Origin of the sequence: Capnocytophaga sp. G2, assembly GCF_035282625.1 — a bacterium.
In the GTDB taxonomy this organism is placed as follows: Bacteria; Bacteroidota; Bacteroidia; order Flavobacteriales; family Flavobacteriaceae; genus Capnocytophaga.
Genome location: NZ_JAYKBU010000007.1, coordinates 1 through 15799 on the forward strand (window position 1 = coordinate 1; position 15799 = coordinate 15799).

General features: G+C 35.2%; 14 protein-coding genes. 1 reads left to right on the top strand and 13 read right to left on the bottom strand.

Annotation, left to right across the window (positions count from 1 at the left end):
• Positions 1-89: 89 nt before the first annotated feature.
• Positions 90-1094: a hypothetical protein gene (locus VJJ03_RS05305; RefSeq protein ID WP_323974287.1), complete on the bottom strand. Its 1005-nt coding sequence runs from the start codon at positions 1092-1094 to the stop codon at positions 90-92.
• A 97-nt stretch (positions 1095-1191) separates the two neighbouring features.
• Positions 1192-2568, bottom strand: coding sequence for a DNA repair protein RadA (gene radA, locus VJJ03_RS05310; protein ID WP_323974289.1), 1377 nt, complete (start codon positions 2566-2568; stop codon positions 1192-1194).
• A 217-nt stretch (positions 2569-2785) separates the two neighbouring features.
• On the opposite strand from radA, the gene VJJ03_RS05315 reads away from it, so the two are divergent.
• Entirely contained in the window at positions 2786-5692 is a 2907-nt protein-coding gene (locus VJJ03_RS05315) for a glycoside hydrolase family 3 N-terminal domain-containing protein (RefSeq protein WP_323974290.1), read from the top strand.
• Positions 5693-5761: 69 nt separating this feature from the next.
• Here VJJ03_RS05315 and VJJ03_RS05320 read toward each other — a convergent pair whose 3' ends face one another.
• The 11 genes from VJJ03_RS05320 to infB form a co-directional block, all read right to left on the bottom strand.
• Positions 5762-6619 (bottom strand): cbb3-type cytochrome c oxidase N-terminal domain-containing protein, encoded by an 858-nt coding sequence (locus tag VJJ03_RS05320; RefSeq protein WP_323974291.1) that lies wholly within the window; start codon positions 6617-6619, stop codon positions 5762-5764.
• Positions 6616-6807, bottom strand: coding sequence for a cbb3-type cytochrome oxidase subunit 3 (locus VJJ03_RS05325; protein ID WP_009745516.1), 192 nt, complete (start codon positions 6805-6807; stop codon positions 6616-6618). The genes VJJ03_RS05320 and VJJ03_RS05325 overlap by 4 nt, the downstream gene beginning before the upstream one ends.
• A gap of 9 nt (positions 6808-6816) precedes the next feature.
• Complete coding sequence (ccoN, locus tag VJJ03_RS05330) at positions 6817-9012, bottom strand: cytochrome-c oxidase, cbb3-type subunit I (RefSeq protein WP_040358034.1); 2196 nt, start codon at positions 9010-9012, stop codon at positions 6817-6819.
• A gap of 11 nt (positions 9013-9023) precedes the next feature.
• Entirely contained in the window at positions 9024-9257 is a 234-nt protein-coding gene (locus VJJ03_RS05335; protein ID WP_323974294.1) for a cbb3-type cytochrome oxidase assembly protein, read from the bottom strand.
• 96 nt (positions 9258-9353) lie between these two features.
• Positions 9354-10001: an alpha/beta hydrolase gene (locus VJJ03_RS05340; protein ID WP_009745519.1), complete on the bottom strand. Its 648-nt coding sequence runs from the start codon at positions 9999-10001 to the stop codon at positions 9354-9356.
• A gap of 12 nt (positions 10002-10013) precedes the next feature.
• Entirely contained in the window at positions 10014-10436 is a 423-nt protein-coding gene (locus VJJ03_RS05345) for a copper resistance protein NlpE (RefSeq protein WP_009745520.1), read from the bottom strand.
• A gap of 12 nt (positions 10437-10448) precedes the next feature.
• Positions 10449-11393, bottom strand: a complete 945-nt coding sequence (locus VJJ03_RS05350) for a glycosyltransferase family 2 protein (protein ID WP_323974296.1) — start codon at positions 11391-11393, stop codon at positions 10449-10451.
• 14 nt (positions 11394-11407) lie between these two features.
• Positions 11408-11917 (bottom strand): DUF4199 domain-containing protein, encoded by a 510-nt coding sequence (locus VJJ03_RS05355; RefSeq protein WP_323974298.1) that lies wholly within the window; start codon positions 11915-11917, stop codon positions 11408-11410.
• A complete protein-coding gene (locus VJJ03_RS05360; RefSeq protein ID WP_323974299.1) occupies positions 11914-12306 on the bottom strand; it encodes an SRPBCC family protein in 393 nt (130 codons plus the stop codon). The genes VJJ03_RS05355 and VJJ03_RS05360 overlap by 4 nt, the downstream gene beginning before the upstream one ends.
• Position 12307: 1 nt before the next feature.
• Positions 12308-12946 carry an orotate phosphoribosyltransferase gene (gene pyrE / locus VJJ03_RS05365; RefSeq protein WP_323974301.1) on the bottom strand — a complete coding sequence of 213 codons (639 nt, stop codon included), beginning with the start codon at positions 12944-12946 and terminating at the stop codon, positions 12308-12310.
• Between the two features lie 4 nt (positions 12947-12950).
• The gene (gene infB, locus VJJ03_RS05370; RefSeq protein ID WP_009745525.1) at positions 12951-15794 is read right to left on the bottom strand and encodes a translation initiation factor IF-2; all 2844 of its coding nucleotides are present in this window, start codon (positions 15792-15794) and stop codon (positions 12951-12953) included.
• Positions 15795-15799: the final 5 nt, after the last annotated feature.

Consider the following 15799-nt stretch of genomic DNA (forward strand, 5'->3'; position numbering starts at 1 on the left):
TATCTTGATGTAACTTGGATTGGAATGCTTCTATTAGGGTTTATCTCCAAGTTCCTCAAAAAAGTTTAAACACGTTTAGTATTAAAATTTTATTTGTAAAAGGTAAAAGTTCTTTCGTAGATATGGGATAGTTTGTTATTGTAATATACTTCTTGCTTGACCCAATTATCATGCTCGTCATAAAAATAAATTATTTTTTGAGAAAGACGGCTATTACTTTCTTCAATCAAATTTCCCTTTCTATCGTATTGGTATGTAGTATAAGAATTATATTGACTATTATCAGGAAAAGTATAGACATTTTTTATTTCTCTTCCTTTCTCATCATATTCATATGCTATATTATTTTGTAATTTATGACCTACATAGATATCACAAGATATAAGAAGTTCTTTGTCATTGTATCTATATATTTTTTCTACATCTGTAGTATAGCATCCTGCGAAACTGCTATTTTCTTCCTTTTTAGTTTTTAATTTTTTATTTTCATAGAAATAAGTATAGGTATATGAATAGCTTTTTTCTGCGTAACATTCTTTTATTAGTAAGTCATCTTTGTAAGTTCTTTTGAAAATATTGAGTGTATCTTCTCTATCAGTATTTTTTTCTTTTACAAAAATGAGACGGTTTTTGTCATCATATTTATATTTTCTTAGATATTTGTAGTTTTTTTGAGTATCTTCATAGGTTTCTTCTATTTTATTGGTGTGCTCGTCATATTTGTAAGTATAGCTGCTTATCAGATCATTGTTTTTATAATATAATTCTTTTGTAAGTAAGTTCTTTTCATTATAAGAGTATAGAAATTTTTTCTCTTCTATGAGTTTGTTTGAATTATCATATTTATAAGTTTGAGTTATATTGCCTTTTTCATCAAATAAATAAAGATATTCATTGTCATAAACTTCACGAAATGTTCTTATGGTATTTCTATTATCTATAACACTACAGCTAATATAGTTTATAGATTTTACTTTTCCAGAAAAATCGCCTATTGTTCTATGTGTTTTTTTAATTTTTCTCGGTAAAGGATCGTTTTGTCTCCATATAACAATAGAGTAAAGGAATAAAAAGGGGAATAAATAGTTTTTCATAGCATTACAAATTAAAATTATCTTACAGAACGGAGTGTTTTTGGTAGTGATTCCTTCCAAAACTTCTAGTTATGAGTACCTTGTCAGAATATTTCAGTTAGTCAAATAGGTGAGCGATGACCTCTTCTACTTTGGCATAGGCAATGACATTGATATTGCTTTTGGTAGCGGTGAGTTTGCAGTATTTGGAGATAAAGATAGTGTTGAATCCCAATTTCTCTGCCTCCGAGATACGTTGTTCTACGCGCTGTACGGGTCGTATTTCTCCCCCTAAGCCTACTTCGGCAGCAAAGCAAAAGGTCTTAGGGATTGCCACATCTTCGTTGGAGGAGAGGATAGCCATAGCCACGCCCAAGTCGGTGGAAGGGTCATCTACCGAGATACCTCCTGTGATGTTTAGGAACACGTCCTTGCTGCCTAAGCGGAAACCGGCACGCTTTTCCAGTACTGCAAGAAGCATATTCAGGCGCTTGGCATTGAAACCTGTGGTGGAGCGTTGAGGGGTGCCATATACAGCGCTGCTCACAAGGGCTTGTATCTCAATCATGAGCGGACGCATACCTTCTATAGTAGCCACTATGGCTGTGCCTGAGCTATTCTCATCAGTCTTGGAAAGGAGTACTTCGGAGGGGTTGCTCACTTCCCTAAGACCTGTGGAGAGCATCTCATAGATGCCCAATTCGGAGGTAGAGCCAAAGCGATTTTTCAGAGCTCTGAGGATACGGAATACATGGTTGCGGTCGCCCTCGAACTGTAAGACCGTATCTACCATGTGTTCTAATATTTTAGGGCCTGCTATGGTACCGTCCTTGGTGATATGCCCTACGATGATCACAGGTACTCCCGTGAGTTTGGCATACTTGATGAGCTCTGCTGTACATTCTCGAATCTGGGAGATACTCCCAGCTGAAGCCTCTATATAGTCCGAGTGGAGTGTCTGTATGGAATCTATGATAAGGATTTCAGGGTCAAGGCCTTTTATCTGTTGAAAGATGTTTTGGGTCTTGGTTTCTGTAAGTATATAGCAATTGTTACGAGCATTGGTGATACGCTCCCCTCGCATCTTGATCTGTTTTTGGCTTTCCTCGCCCGATACATATAGAGTTTTGTAGGGCATACGCATGGCGATTTGTAGCAGCAGCGTACTCTTACCTATCCCAGGTTCGCCTCCTATGAGTACGACTGAACCAGGTACAATCCCGCCCCCAAGAACGTTGTTCAGTTCTTGGTCACCACTATCCAAGCGCATTTCCTTTTCAGTGGTGATTTCATGTAAGGGAATATATTTGTTCGTTTTCCTTGAGCGGAGGGTATCATCTTCCTCATCATTCTTTTTCCACTCATGTTTTTCTTCTTTTTGGATTACTTCTTCTACTATAGTATTCCATTCCTTACAAGCATAACATTGTCCTTGCCATTTACTATATTGTGCTCCACAATTCTGACAGAAAAAAGCGGTTTTTGTCTTTGCCATTCTGATATATTTTTAGAAAAGACAAATTTAAGCAAAAAAGGGAATAGTTAAAAGTTAAAAATGAATACCATAAAAAATATTTAATTATCTTATATCTGAATTATTTCATCCTAAAAAATTAACAATTTTATCGTTAATAAATAGAATTTGTGAGGAAAAGAAAATCTTGACAAGAGAATTTATTTTCTTTATTTTTGCTTTCTAAATAAGAGACGAAATGAAATCATTTACTTTATTATTTTTTATACCTTTTTTTTCAATCTCTCAAAATATAGATCCACTTCGTACTAAGGATGATCAAGCACAAACACATTGGGTAGATAGCATCTATAAAACAATGAGTTTAGAGCAAAAGATAGGACAACTATTCATGGTGCAATCCTTTAGTTCTCAATCTTCTAAACAAAATAAACCTATTAAGGAACTGATAGAGAAACATTATATAGGTGGAATTATTTTTTCAAAAGGGACTCCTGTAGCTCAAGCTAAACTTACCAATGAATTTCAAAGGAAGTCAAAAATTCCATTATTTATAGCTATGGATGCTGAGTGGGGGTTAGCAATGCGCTTAGATTCTGTTTATGCCTTCCCTTGGAATATGACTTTAGGAGCTCTTAAAGATAACGGCTTGGTAGAACAGACAGGTATTCGTATCGCCCAACATTGCAAACGATTAGGGGTTCATATTGACTTTGCTCCTGATATTGATATTAATACCAATCCAAAGAATCCTATTATAGGAAATCGTTCTTTTGGAGAGAGTAAATTTAATGTAGCCCAAAAAGGAATCGCTTTCACTAAAGGCATGCAAAGTATGGGAGTATTGGCTTGTGTTAAACATTTTCCTGGACATGGGGATACAGAAAAGGATTCTCATAAAACACTTCCTACAGTTTCTTTTTCTAAAGAACGATTAGAAACTACTGAATTTTATCCTTTTGAGCGACTTATTCACACAGGAGTAGCTTCCTTAATGGTAGGGCATCTTAATGTACCTGCTTTAGATGAAGGAAAACCGGCATCTATATCCTATAAAATAGTTTCAGGGATCATCAAACAACAAATGAATTTTCAAGGAATTATTTTCTCTGATGCTTTAGGAATGAAAGGAGTAGCCGATTATGCAGATACTGCACAGGTGGATTTGCAAGCTTTTCTAGCTGGAAATGATGTTCTCCTTATGTCCTCAGACCCTCTTAAAGGGATTGAAGCTCTTAAAAATGCTTATAATACAGGAGTAATTAATGAATATCGTTTAGCATACTCTGTTAAAAAAATTCTTAAAGCTAAGTACTGGGTAGGACTTAATAAGTATAAACCTATTCCTCTTACTAATCTTACTAAGGATCTTAATATGAAAGAAGATGAACTTCTCTCTGAGAAAATTTATGAAAAGGCAATTACTTTGGTACAAAATAATAGAAATATTCTTCCTTTGAAAGATTTGGCTACAAAAAGAACTGCTTATATTAAGTTTGGAGACGATAGTGGTTGGGAGTTTTTTAAAAATTTGCGTTATTATCAAGATGTAGTACAACTGAAAAGTAGCTCTTGGGGAGCTCTTAGTAAAGAGATGGCTCCTTACGACCGTATTGTTATTGGGGTACATCGTTCCAATACAAACCCTTGGGCTGAATATAAGCTTAATGCTCAAGAACTCACTCTACTACAGAAAATAGCTTCTCAAAAGGAGGTTATTCTTACTTTTTTTGTAAAGCCTTATGCTCTTTTAGATGTTCCTAATGTAAAACAAATCGGAGCTATAGTGATGGCTTATCAAAATGCCTCTATAGCACAACAGAAAGCAGCTCAGCTCATTTATGGAGCATTACCCTTTGAAGGAGTATTACCTGTAACAGTACATAAGGATATTCTCTTTGGGAGAAGCCTACCCACTCGGAGCCTTAAACGGTTAGGATATGGTTTGGCTGAGAATGCAGGAATGAATTCTAACAAATTCTATAAGATTGATTCTATTATTACAGAGGCAATACAAAAACAAATGACCCCTTCTGCCCAAATATTAGTGGCTCGTAGAGGAGTAGTTGTCTATAATAAAAGTTTTGGAAGATGTACTTATGATATTACTTCTGATCAAGTTACTAATAATACTCTTTATGATCTAGCTTCTCTTACTAAAATTCTTTCAACTCTTCCTGAACTTATAGAATTGTATGATAAACAAAAAATTAAGTTGGACACTACCTTGGCTACACTCTTACCTATACTTTCAGGAACCAATAAGGCTAATATTACGGTAAAGGAGGCTCTTTCTCATTATGGTCAATTACAGTCTTGGTTACCATTTTATCGTGCTACAATAGATAGCAAAACAAAGGTACTTTCTAATGAGGTATATAGCCCTACATTGAGTAGTAAATATCCTACTCAAGTAGCTGATAATCTTTTTATTAAAGAACATTATCGCGACACTATTTTAGCTTCTATAGCACAAAGTGATTTGATTAAACAAAAAAAATACCTTTATAGTGATCTTGCCTATTATATTTTTCAGCGATATATAGAATTACAAAAAGGGAAACCTTTGAATGAGATTATTCAAAAGGACTTCTACGGAAGTATGGGAGCTTATCAACTTACTTATTTACCATTACAACATTTTTTGAAATCACAAATAGCTCCTACTGAAGAGGATAAAAATTTTCGACAACAACTCATACGAGGATATGTACATGATCAAGGAGCAGCTATGCTCGGTGGAGTTGCAGGACATGCAGGTCTTTTTGGGACAGCTAATGATGTTGCTAAGATGATGCAACTCTATTTGCAGAAAGGATATTATGGAGGGATTCGTTATTTTTCAGCTAATGCTTTTGATGCCTTTAATAAGACTTACTTTATTTCAGATCGCAATCGTCGGGCATTAGGATTTGATAAACCTCAATTAGATGGACAGATAGGGTATACCTGTGGCTGTGTATCCCCAGAGAGTTTTGGTCATACTGGCTTTACAGGAACCTTTGCTTGGGCAGATCCTCGAACACAAACAATATATGTTTTTCTTTCTAATCGTACATTTCCTACTTCAGATAATAAAAAACTTATTACTGAAAATATTCGTGCTAAAATACAGCAAGTAATACAAGAGGCTATTATAAATTAAAAAGAGATGATATTCCAAAAATTATCATCTCTTCTATTAATATGAGAGAAACTATTCAACAATCTCAGTTTATTCTTTCCAAACATCTCCCTCAGGTGCTTTGGGGCTTGCAGGAGTAGTCCCTTGTAAGGAGAGTACATAACTGGCTACCTGTTGGCGTTCTTTAGCTGATAGAGTTGCTTTCCACGCTACCATTCCTTTCCCTTCACGTCCTCCTTCTGAAATGGTATGAAAAACATTCTTAATGCCACCTCCTAATATCCAATGATCATCTGTAAGATTAGGTCCTATACCTCCACCTCCATCTGGGGCATGGCACATCATACAGTTAGCTTGGAAAATATTTTTCCCTTCTTGGATATCTGCATCATCAGTCAGTTGAGTAACATTATCTGCATCTATTAAGTTGGGATTTGCTTTCTTAAATGCTTCGATGGTAACCTTAGCTTCATTCATTTCTTTGTTATATTCTGTAATCTGGCTGTCTCCTCCAAACACTTCATATCTAAGTAAGTAGACTATAGCAAAGATTATACAAGCATAGAAAAGGTAAGTCCACCAAGGAGGAAGATTATTATCAAGTTCTTGAATACCATCATAATTATGGTCAAGGATAATTTCAGATTCTTTCTCAAGAGGTTTCTGATCTAACATCTTTTGATAAAGGCGCCCTAACCAGCTATTTTGTTGTTGGACTTCTCTTTGTCGTTTTTGCTCATCGGTAAGCAGGTGGTCTATAATATCCTCTACTCGATAATTGACCATCTCAATAGCAATGAGGATTAAGGTAAGAAAACCTAAAAATATATCGATAGCAGGGATAGAGACAATAGCTGAAGCTTCTTCTGTCCCATATATGTATTCAAGTGATAAGGCAGCAAGCCCTACAATGATAAGAATACGTATTAAAGCTAATAAATTTCTCATAAAAAGTTGTTGTTTTGTTCGTCGTCGTTTAAAGGGAGGTTACTGATCTCATTCAAATCTTTCTTCTTATAGGAAAGGACCCACCAAAAAAGAAGTACAAAAAAAGTAAAGCAAATAATTAATGAAATGATGGGGTAGATAGATACTCCACTAATTGTTTCCATGTGGTGTTTTATGAACTTCATCATAACAAATTATTATTTTTGGGTTGTTTCTTTCTTTGTTTTAATATCTACACCTAATCGTTGTAGGTAGGCAATCATGGCAACAATCTCACGCTTTTCTATAGGAAGAAATTTTTCACCGCGAATTTCAGCATTTTTCTTTGATTTTTCATAGCTTGCTACGAATTTGGGATCATTATTTAGACTATTGGCAATAGCACGTGCTTGCACTTCTATATTCTTTTGAGCATACTGGAAGTCTGCTTCATTATAAGGAACACCAAGTTTTGCTAAGGTACGCATTTTTTGAATAATTCTATCAGTATTTAGCTCATTTTGGATAAGCCAAGGATAGGCAGGCATAATACTTCCGGGAGAAGTTTCTCTAGGATCGAGCATGTGATTGAAGTGCCAATTATCATTATATTTTCCTCCTAAGCGATGTAAGTCCGGACCTGTACGCTTGCTTCCCCATAGGAATGGATGATCATATACAAATTCTCCTGCTTTTGAATATTCTCCATAACGTTCTACTTCACTACGGAATGGGCGTACCATCTGAGTATGGCATCCTACACACCCTTCACGAATATATAGGTCTCTTCCTTCTAATTCTAAAGGGGTATAAGGTTTTACTTCAGCAATAGTAGGTATATTTTCTTTTACTAATAGGGTAGGAATAATCTGTACAGCTCCTCCTATAGCTACTGCAATAGTTGCCCAAATAGTCATTTGTACGGGTTTCCTTTCAAGCCAATGATGGATGGTTTCTCCAGCGACCCTCCTTTTGCTAATAGGAGTCAAGGCTGGTGCCTGAGCAAGCTCATCTGTAACTCTCTTCCCATATCTGATAGTCTGTATTACATTAATTACAGCGAGGATAGCTCCTACAATATAAAGAGTCCCCCCGATGGCTCGCATAATATACATAGGCATAATGGCATTCACAGTATTGAGAAAGTTACCATATACTAAATTACCGTCAGGAGTAAATTGTTTCCACATAGAGGCTTGAGTAAATCCTGCAATATAAAGGGGAATAGTATAGAAAACAATTCCTAAAGTACCTATCCAGAAGTGTATGTTTGCAAGGCGTACGGAGTACAGATTGGTTTTCCACATCTTAGGAACGAGGTAGTAAATCATACCAAAAGTAAGAAATCCATTCCAAGCTAGTGCTCCCACGTGTACATGAGCAATAATCCAGTCAGTAAAATGAGCTATAGCATTTACATTTTTGAGAGCCAAGGTAGGTCCTTCGAAGGTAGCCATTCCATAACCAGTAATAGCCACCACCATAAATTTTAATACGGGCTCGGTACGCACTTTATCCCATGCACCACGAAGGGTAAGTAGTCCATTAATCATACCTCCCCATGAAGGAGCTATAAGCATTACAGAGAAGACAACACCAAGATTCTGTGCCCATTCAGGGAGTGCGGTATAGAGCAGATGATGAGGTCCTGCCCACATGTAGATAAATATTAAACTCCAAAAGTGTATGATAGAAAGCCGATAAGAGTACACCGGGCGTTCGGCAGCTTTGGGTACAAAGTAGTACATTAATCCAAGAAAAGGTGTGGTAAGAAAGAAAGCTACTGCGTTATGTCCATACCACCACTGTACAAGGGCATCCTGCACTCCAGCATATACGGAGTAACTTTTCATAGAAGTGATGGATATAGGAAACTCTAAACTGTTGAAGATATGTAATAAGGCTACAGCAACGAAAGTAGCTAAGTAAAACCAAATTGCTACATAAATATGACGTTGTCTTCTTTTGATAAGAGTACCTATCATATTAGCACCCCATGCTACCCATACAATGGCAATAGCGATATCAAAAGGCCATTCAAGCTCTGCATATTCTTTGGAAGTACTTATTCCCATTGGAAAAGTAATAGCAGCGCCTAAAATAATAAGTTGCCATCCCCAGAAGTTTAGTTTGCTCAGAAAGTTACTATACATACGAGCTTTAAGCAGACGTTGTATTGAGTAGTAGCTTCCTGCGAAGATCGCATTTCCTACAAAAGCAAAAATTACTGCATTAGTATGTAATGGACGCAGACGCCCAAAACTTAACCACGAGATACCTTCAGTCATTGTAGGAAATAGGAATAGATATGCAAGGACTAAGCCCACTCCCATTCCTACAACTCCCCAAAAAAGAGTTGCATAGATGAAGTTTTTAACAATTTTGTTGTCGTAGTAAAATTGTTCCATTTCCATAAAAAATGATTTTAGCAAGTTTTAAGTTGTTTTTGCTTTTCATTTTTATTTTTGTGGTGAGAAGAATTTTCTTGGTTTGATTCAGTGGAAGAGGAGTTTTCTATTAATTCATCTTCAAAAAGCATTCGTATGGCAGGACTTTCCACATCATCATACTGGCCTTTGTGTATGGCACGTATGTATAGATATAAGAATAAGCCCACTACTATTGTGCTAATAGAAATCAACATATAGATAACGCTCATCTACTTACAAATTTGGTGCAAAAATAATATTTTTTACTATATCTAAAAAATATTTTTTCTAAAAATTATTAATGCTATTAAGTATAATTAATTTGTTTATTGCAAATCGTTAGTCATTAGTATCTTAGGTAATTGTTCATTAAGCCAACGGAAACGATTGATGATCATAATATGTGTACCTTTAGGAAGTACTATACATTCTTTAATGTTTTTAATAGGGAAAATGGGGTCTCTGTCCCCATGTATATGAATAATTTTCTTAAGAGAGTTAGGTGCTTTCCAATCCAATAACTCTTGTACTGACCATGCTAAGTAATTAGCGGTATGTAATCCTATATATTTAACATACAGTTTTTTATATCGTTTTGTGTTTTTCCAAAACTGTATAGAAGCTAATCTTCTTAAGGGTAGGAGGTGATGAAGTTTCAATCTTTTACACCATTGCATCCAATGGGGGAGTTCTTTCTCAGACTTTATACTGGAAATAAGAATAATATTACGATAGTTAGGGATAAGTAAGGCTATCTCCTGCATAAGTATTCCTCCTAAGGAAACTCCTATCAAAATGGGTGAGGGAAGAGTAATTTGTTGGGCTATACGTTTAGCATATTGTTTGAGAGATTCTTTTGGATTAGGTTCGACCCATTCCAGAAAATGCATTTCATATTCTTTAGGCACGTTCAAGTGCTCAAATATGCGAGAACTAGCGGCCATACCAGGCATACAATAGATAGGAATTGCCATACTTATAAGGAGTTATTTTTGGTGTAGAGAGTAGCGCTCTTCTTCTTCTGCTGTCATTTTTTTGTTAGGGTTATTGTCATTGAGGAATATAAGTACCTGTGCATCTACTTTATAGAAAGTTTTTTTATTATTCTCCCCTATAAGGGCAATTGTTTTATCATTTTCATTCCACTCAAAAATACCCTTCTCTGTATGGGTACGTCCATCTTCTAAGAAGGTCTCTGTTATTGTATAATTATTATTCTCTTTTAAAATGATGGTAGTGTCTACTCCTTTACCATTGGTACTGGGGAGAATCCCTTGATAACGTATTCCTTCGGTAGCAGGTGCTTTTTCGGAGGTACTTTGTTGTGTTTCTGTAGCTAATGTATTTTCTTTCGGAGAGGATCCATTACAAGCTATTAGAATTAAGAAAATAATACAAAGACGGTGCATATAATTAAATTTTTAATTGATAGATTCTTTAATATGGTATCTAGGTTCTGGGTCTCGACTTCTTAGAATAAGTTCAGCTAAGAAGCCTGTGAGAAAAAATTGAGTACCTATGATCATGGTAGAAAGAGCAATAAAAAATTCTGGGCGGTTCGTAATTAGCCGGTTATATGGATTGATAAAGAGTTTATCTATTCCTAAATAGAAAGCAAAACAGAAGCCTATAAAGAACATCAAAACCCCTAAAGCTCCAAATAAATGCATAGGACGTTTGCCAAATTTAGAAAGAAAACCAATAGTAAGTAAATCCAGAAAACCATTAATAAAGCGCTCTACGCCAAATTTTGTCTTCCCATATTTCCGTGCTTGATGTTGCACTACTTTCTCTGTAATCTTTTCGTAGCCAGCAGATTTTGCTAATACGGGAATATAACGATGCATTTCTCCTCTTACATCAATATTTTTGACGACTTCCTTTCGGTAAGCCTTGAGTCCACAGTTGAAATCATGTAAGGTAAGTCCGGATACTTTTCGTGCTGCCCAGTTAAAGAGCTTGGAAGGGAGATTCTTCGTAAGTATATGATCATAGCGTTTTTTCTTCCATCCAGAAACAAGGTCATATCCTTCTTGAGTAATCATTTGATAAAGAACAGGTATTTCTTCGGGACTATCCTGTAAGTCAGCATCCATAGTAATGACTACATCCCCTTGTATTTTGGCAAATCCAGCATTGAGAGCCTGAGACTTACCATAATTCTTTAGAAAACGAATAGCCTTGATGTGAGAATCCCTTGCACTAATTTCTTGTATTTTCTTCCAAGAAAGGTCTTTAGATCCATCATCTACAAAGAGTATTTCATAAGAAAAACTTCTTTGATTCATTACCTGCGTAATCCATTGATAAAGTTCAGGTAAAGATTCTTCTTCATTGAATAGGGGAATAACTACCGATATTTGCATGATTTGAGTTTTAGTTATCTTTGTCTTTGAACAATTTTTGAAAAGGAACTTCTTAATAAGGAAATGATAAACCCAAAAAGCATATTACTTACTACTGAAAAATTGAATTGCGCCCATAGTGATTTCCCCTTTTCCATACTTTCTTTTAACTGGGTAATTTCTTCAGGAGTAGCATTGGGATTTTCTGTGATGAACACTTCTAACTGAATAGTATTGAGAGTATTTAAAAGATCAGGATGGATATACTTGATAAAAATAACCCAAAAAATACTTGTAATTATAGAGAATAACAGAGAAATACCTAAACCTATCTTGAGCATTTGGCGAAAACTTCTTTCTTTACTTTGGTAAATTCCTAAAAAAATAAATAAAGAAAGCATAAATACAGGGAAAATTCCAAAAAACAATTTTATTAAAGAGGAACTATTATAAGAATTGGTAAAATATTGTAATAAGACAAGTCCTATACTGATAATCCCTGAAAGAAAGCCATAGATAAGCATTAATTGTTTGGAACTTTTCATAAGGATTTTGTTTTTTCAGCCATTGTTTCTAGGAGCTTAGTAATAGGAGCTTTCACCATCATAGATATCACAGGATTGAAATTTCCTTCAAAGGTATAGATGATCTGTGTTACTACTTCATTTATTCTATTTAGTTGTATGGATAGAATAAAAGGTAATTTACCTTCAGGAGCTCCATAAATAAGTTCTATAGAAGGGATTGATTTTTTTTTCTCTAAAAAAATTTCAGGCATTCCTTTTAATGCAAAGGAAAAGGAATGAGTACCTCTAATAGAAAAATGAGCTAAATTATTAGGCATTAGATACTCAAAGTTAGATACATTTTCTAACTTTTTAAATAGAAGAGTGTCTCTTTCAAGAACTTGTACAGGAGGAGAAGTTATTTTCATATTAATCCCATTTATCAGGAGCTAAGCGCCATTTAGTTAAAATATCTATTTCTTGAACAGAGATATAGTTTCTATCTTTAGCCTCTTCTAATAAAGCATCATATTGACTAAGAGTGTCTAGAGGAATATTTTCTTTGGTGAAATTTTGTTTAGCAATTTTGAATAGGTATGAAAAGATAGCAACCATACCTAGTACATTTAATTGACTTTCACGTAAGGCTTTTACAGCTCCTAAACTACTCATTCCAGTGCTGATAAGATCCTCTATTACTACTGTTTTTTCTCCTTGAGTGAAATTTCCTTCTATTTGATTTTGTCTACCATGTTTTTTAGGTTCAGGACGAACATATACAAAAGGAAGATCAAGCCTATCAGCTACGAGCATTCCTATGCCAATAGCTCCTGTAGCTACTCCTGCTATAAGTTGTACTTCAGGATATTTCTCTTTAATAAAGGCACTTATAATAATAGCAACTTTATCTCGTGCTTCTGGATAAGAGAGCAACATACGATTATCACAATAGATAGGAGATTTCCACCCTGAAGCCCATATAAAAGGCTTCTTAGGGCTGAGCTTAATAGCATGAATATCTAATAATAAACCCGCTATAGTTTTAGCTATTGAAGGACTTATTTCCATAAATTTATAGTTTTTTCTTAACAGCTATTTCTTGGAAGGCTTCTAATACATCTCCTTCTTTGATATCATTGTAATTCTTTATCTGTAATCCACAGTCATATCCTTTGCTTACTTCCTTCACATCATCCTTAAAACGCTTAAGGGAAGAAAGTTCACCTGTATAGACAACAACATTCTCACGTAATAAGCGTATTTTGGAATTACGATATATTTTTCCATCGGTAACCATACATCCCGCAATAGTGCCTACCTTTGAAATCTTAAAAAGTTCTCGTATCTCTACAGTACCTGTAACTTCTTCTTTCATTTCAGGAGATAGCATTCCTTCCATAGCAGCTTTTAGATCATTGATAGCATCATAGATGATAGAGTATGTGCGAATATCTATCTCTTCTTTTTCTGCTAAAGCCCGTGCATTGGACATTGGACGAACATTAAAGCCGATAATGATTGCATTAGAAGCAGAAGCTAATAATACATCAGATTCAGTAATAGCACCCACTCCCTTATGAATAATAGATACTTGAATTTCTTCAGTAGAAAGTTTCTGGAAAGAATCTGTAAGAGCTTCTACGGAACCATCTACATCTCCTTTAAGGATGATGTTAAGTTCTTTAAAGTCGCCAAGAGCAATACGACGACCAATTTCGTCTAAGGTGATATGACGTTGTGTACGTACAGATTGTTCACGAAGAAGTTGAGTACGCTTAGCAGCAATTTGTTTTGCTTCTTTCTCATCTTCAAATACGTAGAACTTATCTCCTGCTTGAGGAGCTCCATCAAGCCCTAAAATGGTAACAGGAGTTGAAGGAATAGCCTCTTCTACATTTCTCCCTCGCTCATCCTGCATAGCGCGAATTTTTCCAGAATGGGTTCCTGCTAATACATAATCCCCTATTCTAAGTGTTCCTTCTTGTACTAATACGGTAGAAACATATCCACGACCTTTGTCAAGAGCAGCTTCTACTATGGTTCCTACAGCATGTTTGTTGGGGTTTGCTTTTAGTTCTAGTATTTCAGCTTCTAAAAGAACCTTATCGAGCAAGTCACTTACACCGATTCCCTTTTTAGCAGAAATATCTTGAGATTGTATCTTACCACCCCATTCTTCTACTAAAAGATTCATATTAGCTAAATGTTCTTTTATTTTATCAGGATTAGCCGTAGGTTTATCTATTTTATTAATAGCAAAGATAATAGGTACTCCTGCCGCTTGAGCGTGACTAATAGCTTCCTTAGTTTGTGGCATGATGTCATCATCAGCAGCAATTACAATGATAGCAATATCTGTGATCTGAGCTCCACGAGCACGCATTGCAGTAAAAGCTTCGTGTCCTGGAGTATCTAAGAATGTAATACGTTGTTTGCTTCGTTTAAGAGTTACAGAATAGGCTCCAATATGCTGAGTGATTCCTCCACTTTCTCCAGCAATTACATTTTCATTACGAATGTGATCAAGTAAGGAAGTTTTACCATGGTCAACATGTCCCATTACAGTAACAATAGGAGCACGAGGTACTAAATCCTCTGGATTATCTTCTTCTATAGGGATTGCTTCATCAATATCAGCAGTAGAGAATTCTATTTGATATCCAAATTCATCTGCCACAATAGAAAGGGTTTCAGCATCCAAACGCTGGTTCATAGTTACAAAGATTCCCAATGACATACATGCTCCAATAACCTTATTTACAGGAACATCCATCATTGTAGAGAGTTCATTCACGGTAACAAATTCTGTTACACGTAAGATAGTACTTTCCTTTTCTTGTAGTGCTATTTCCTCCTCATTTTTATGTCGGTGAGTGTCACGTTTTTCTTTACGATACTTTGCCCCTTTAGATTTGATTGATTTTCCTTGTAATTTTTCTAGAGTTTCTCTTACTTGTTTTTGTACTTCTTCCTCTGTAGGCTCTACTTTTATAAAGGGTTTATTATCTTTTTTCTGTTTTTTATTGCTTTTATCTCTATCCTTATTATGAGGATTGTTCTTCTGAATAGGAGGAGTAACTGCATTTTCTTTTTCAGAAGAAATACGCTTACGTTTACGTTTACTCTGTTTTCCTTCAGTTGTGATAGAAGTATTTTTATCTTTTTCTTTTCCGTTCTTTTTCTTTTTAGGACGTTCAAATTGAGATAAGTCAATTTTTTCACCCACGAGTTTAGGCCCTGTAAGTTTAGTATATTTGGTTTCAATAATACCTATTTCAGGTTCGGGCTGTATCTTTTTTTCTTCTTTTTTAGCAGTTTCTTTAGGAGGCACAGTTTTTCCGGATAGAAGTTCTCTACTCTTATTCTTAAAGTCTTTTTCTTGTTTGGAAAGAGTGTTTTTTTCTTCTTTATCCTTATGTTTGTGCTTATTTTCCTTTTTTACTTCTCCCTTTTCTTGAGGTAGAAAATCCTCTTGAGTTACAGTTTGAGTAATAGTATTGTTTTCTGTAGATTTTTCAGCAGCTGGAGTTTCCTCCTTAGTAGGTTCTATTTTTTTAGATTCTACTTTTTTAGGTTCTTCCAAATCAATTTTTCCAATAATTTTAGTTCCTGCAATAGATGCTTTAGCACGAATAATTTCTTGCTCTTTTTGTTTCTCTTGCTTTTCTTTTTCCAATAACTCTTGGCGGATGGCTTCTTTTTCTTTACGTTGTTCCTCACTTATCTCTTGAGAAGCCATACGACGGCTCTTATCTGAACCAAATTCTTTATCTAGCAAAATAATGAGTTCTGCCGGAATTTTTGTATTTGGTTTAGATTCAATGGTATGCCCTTTTGATTTAAGAAACTCAACAACTCTATCTGTAGAGATATTGTATTCTTTTGCTGCTTTATTTAGTCTTTTATCCTCAGCCATAAATT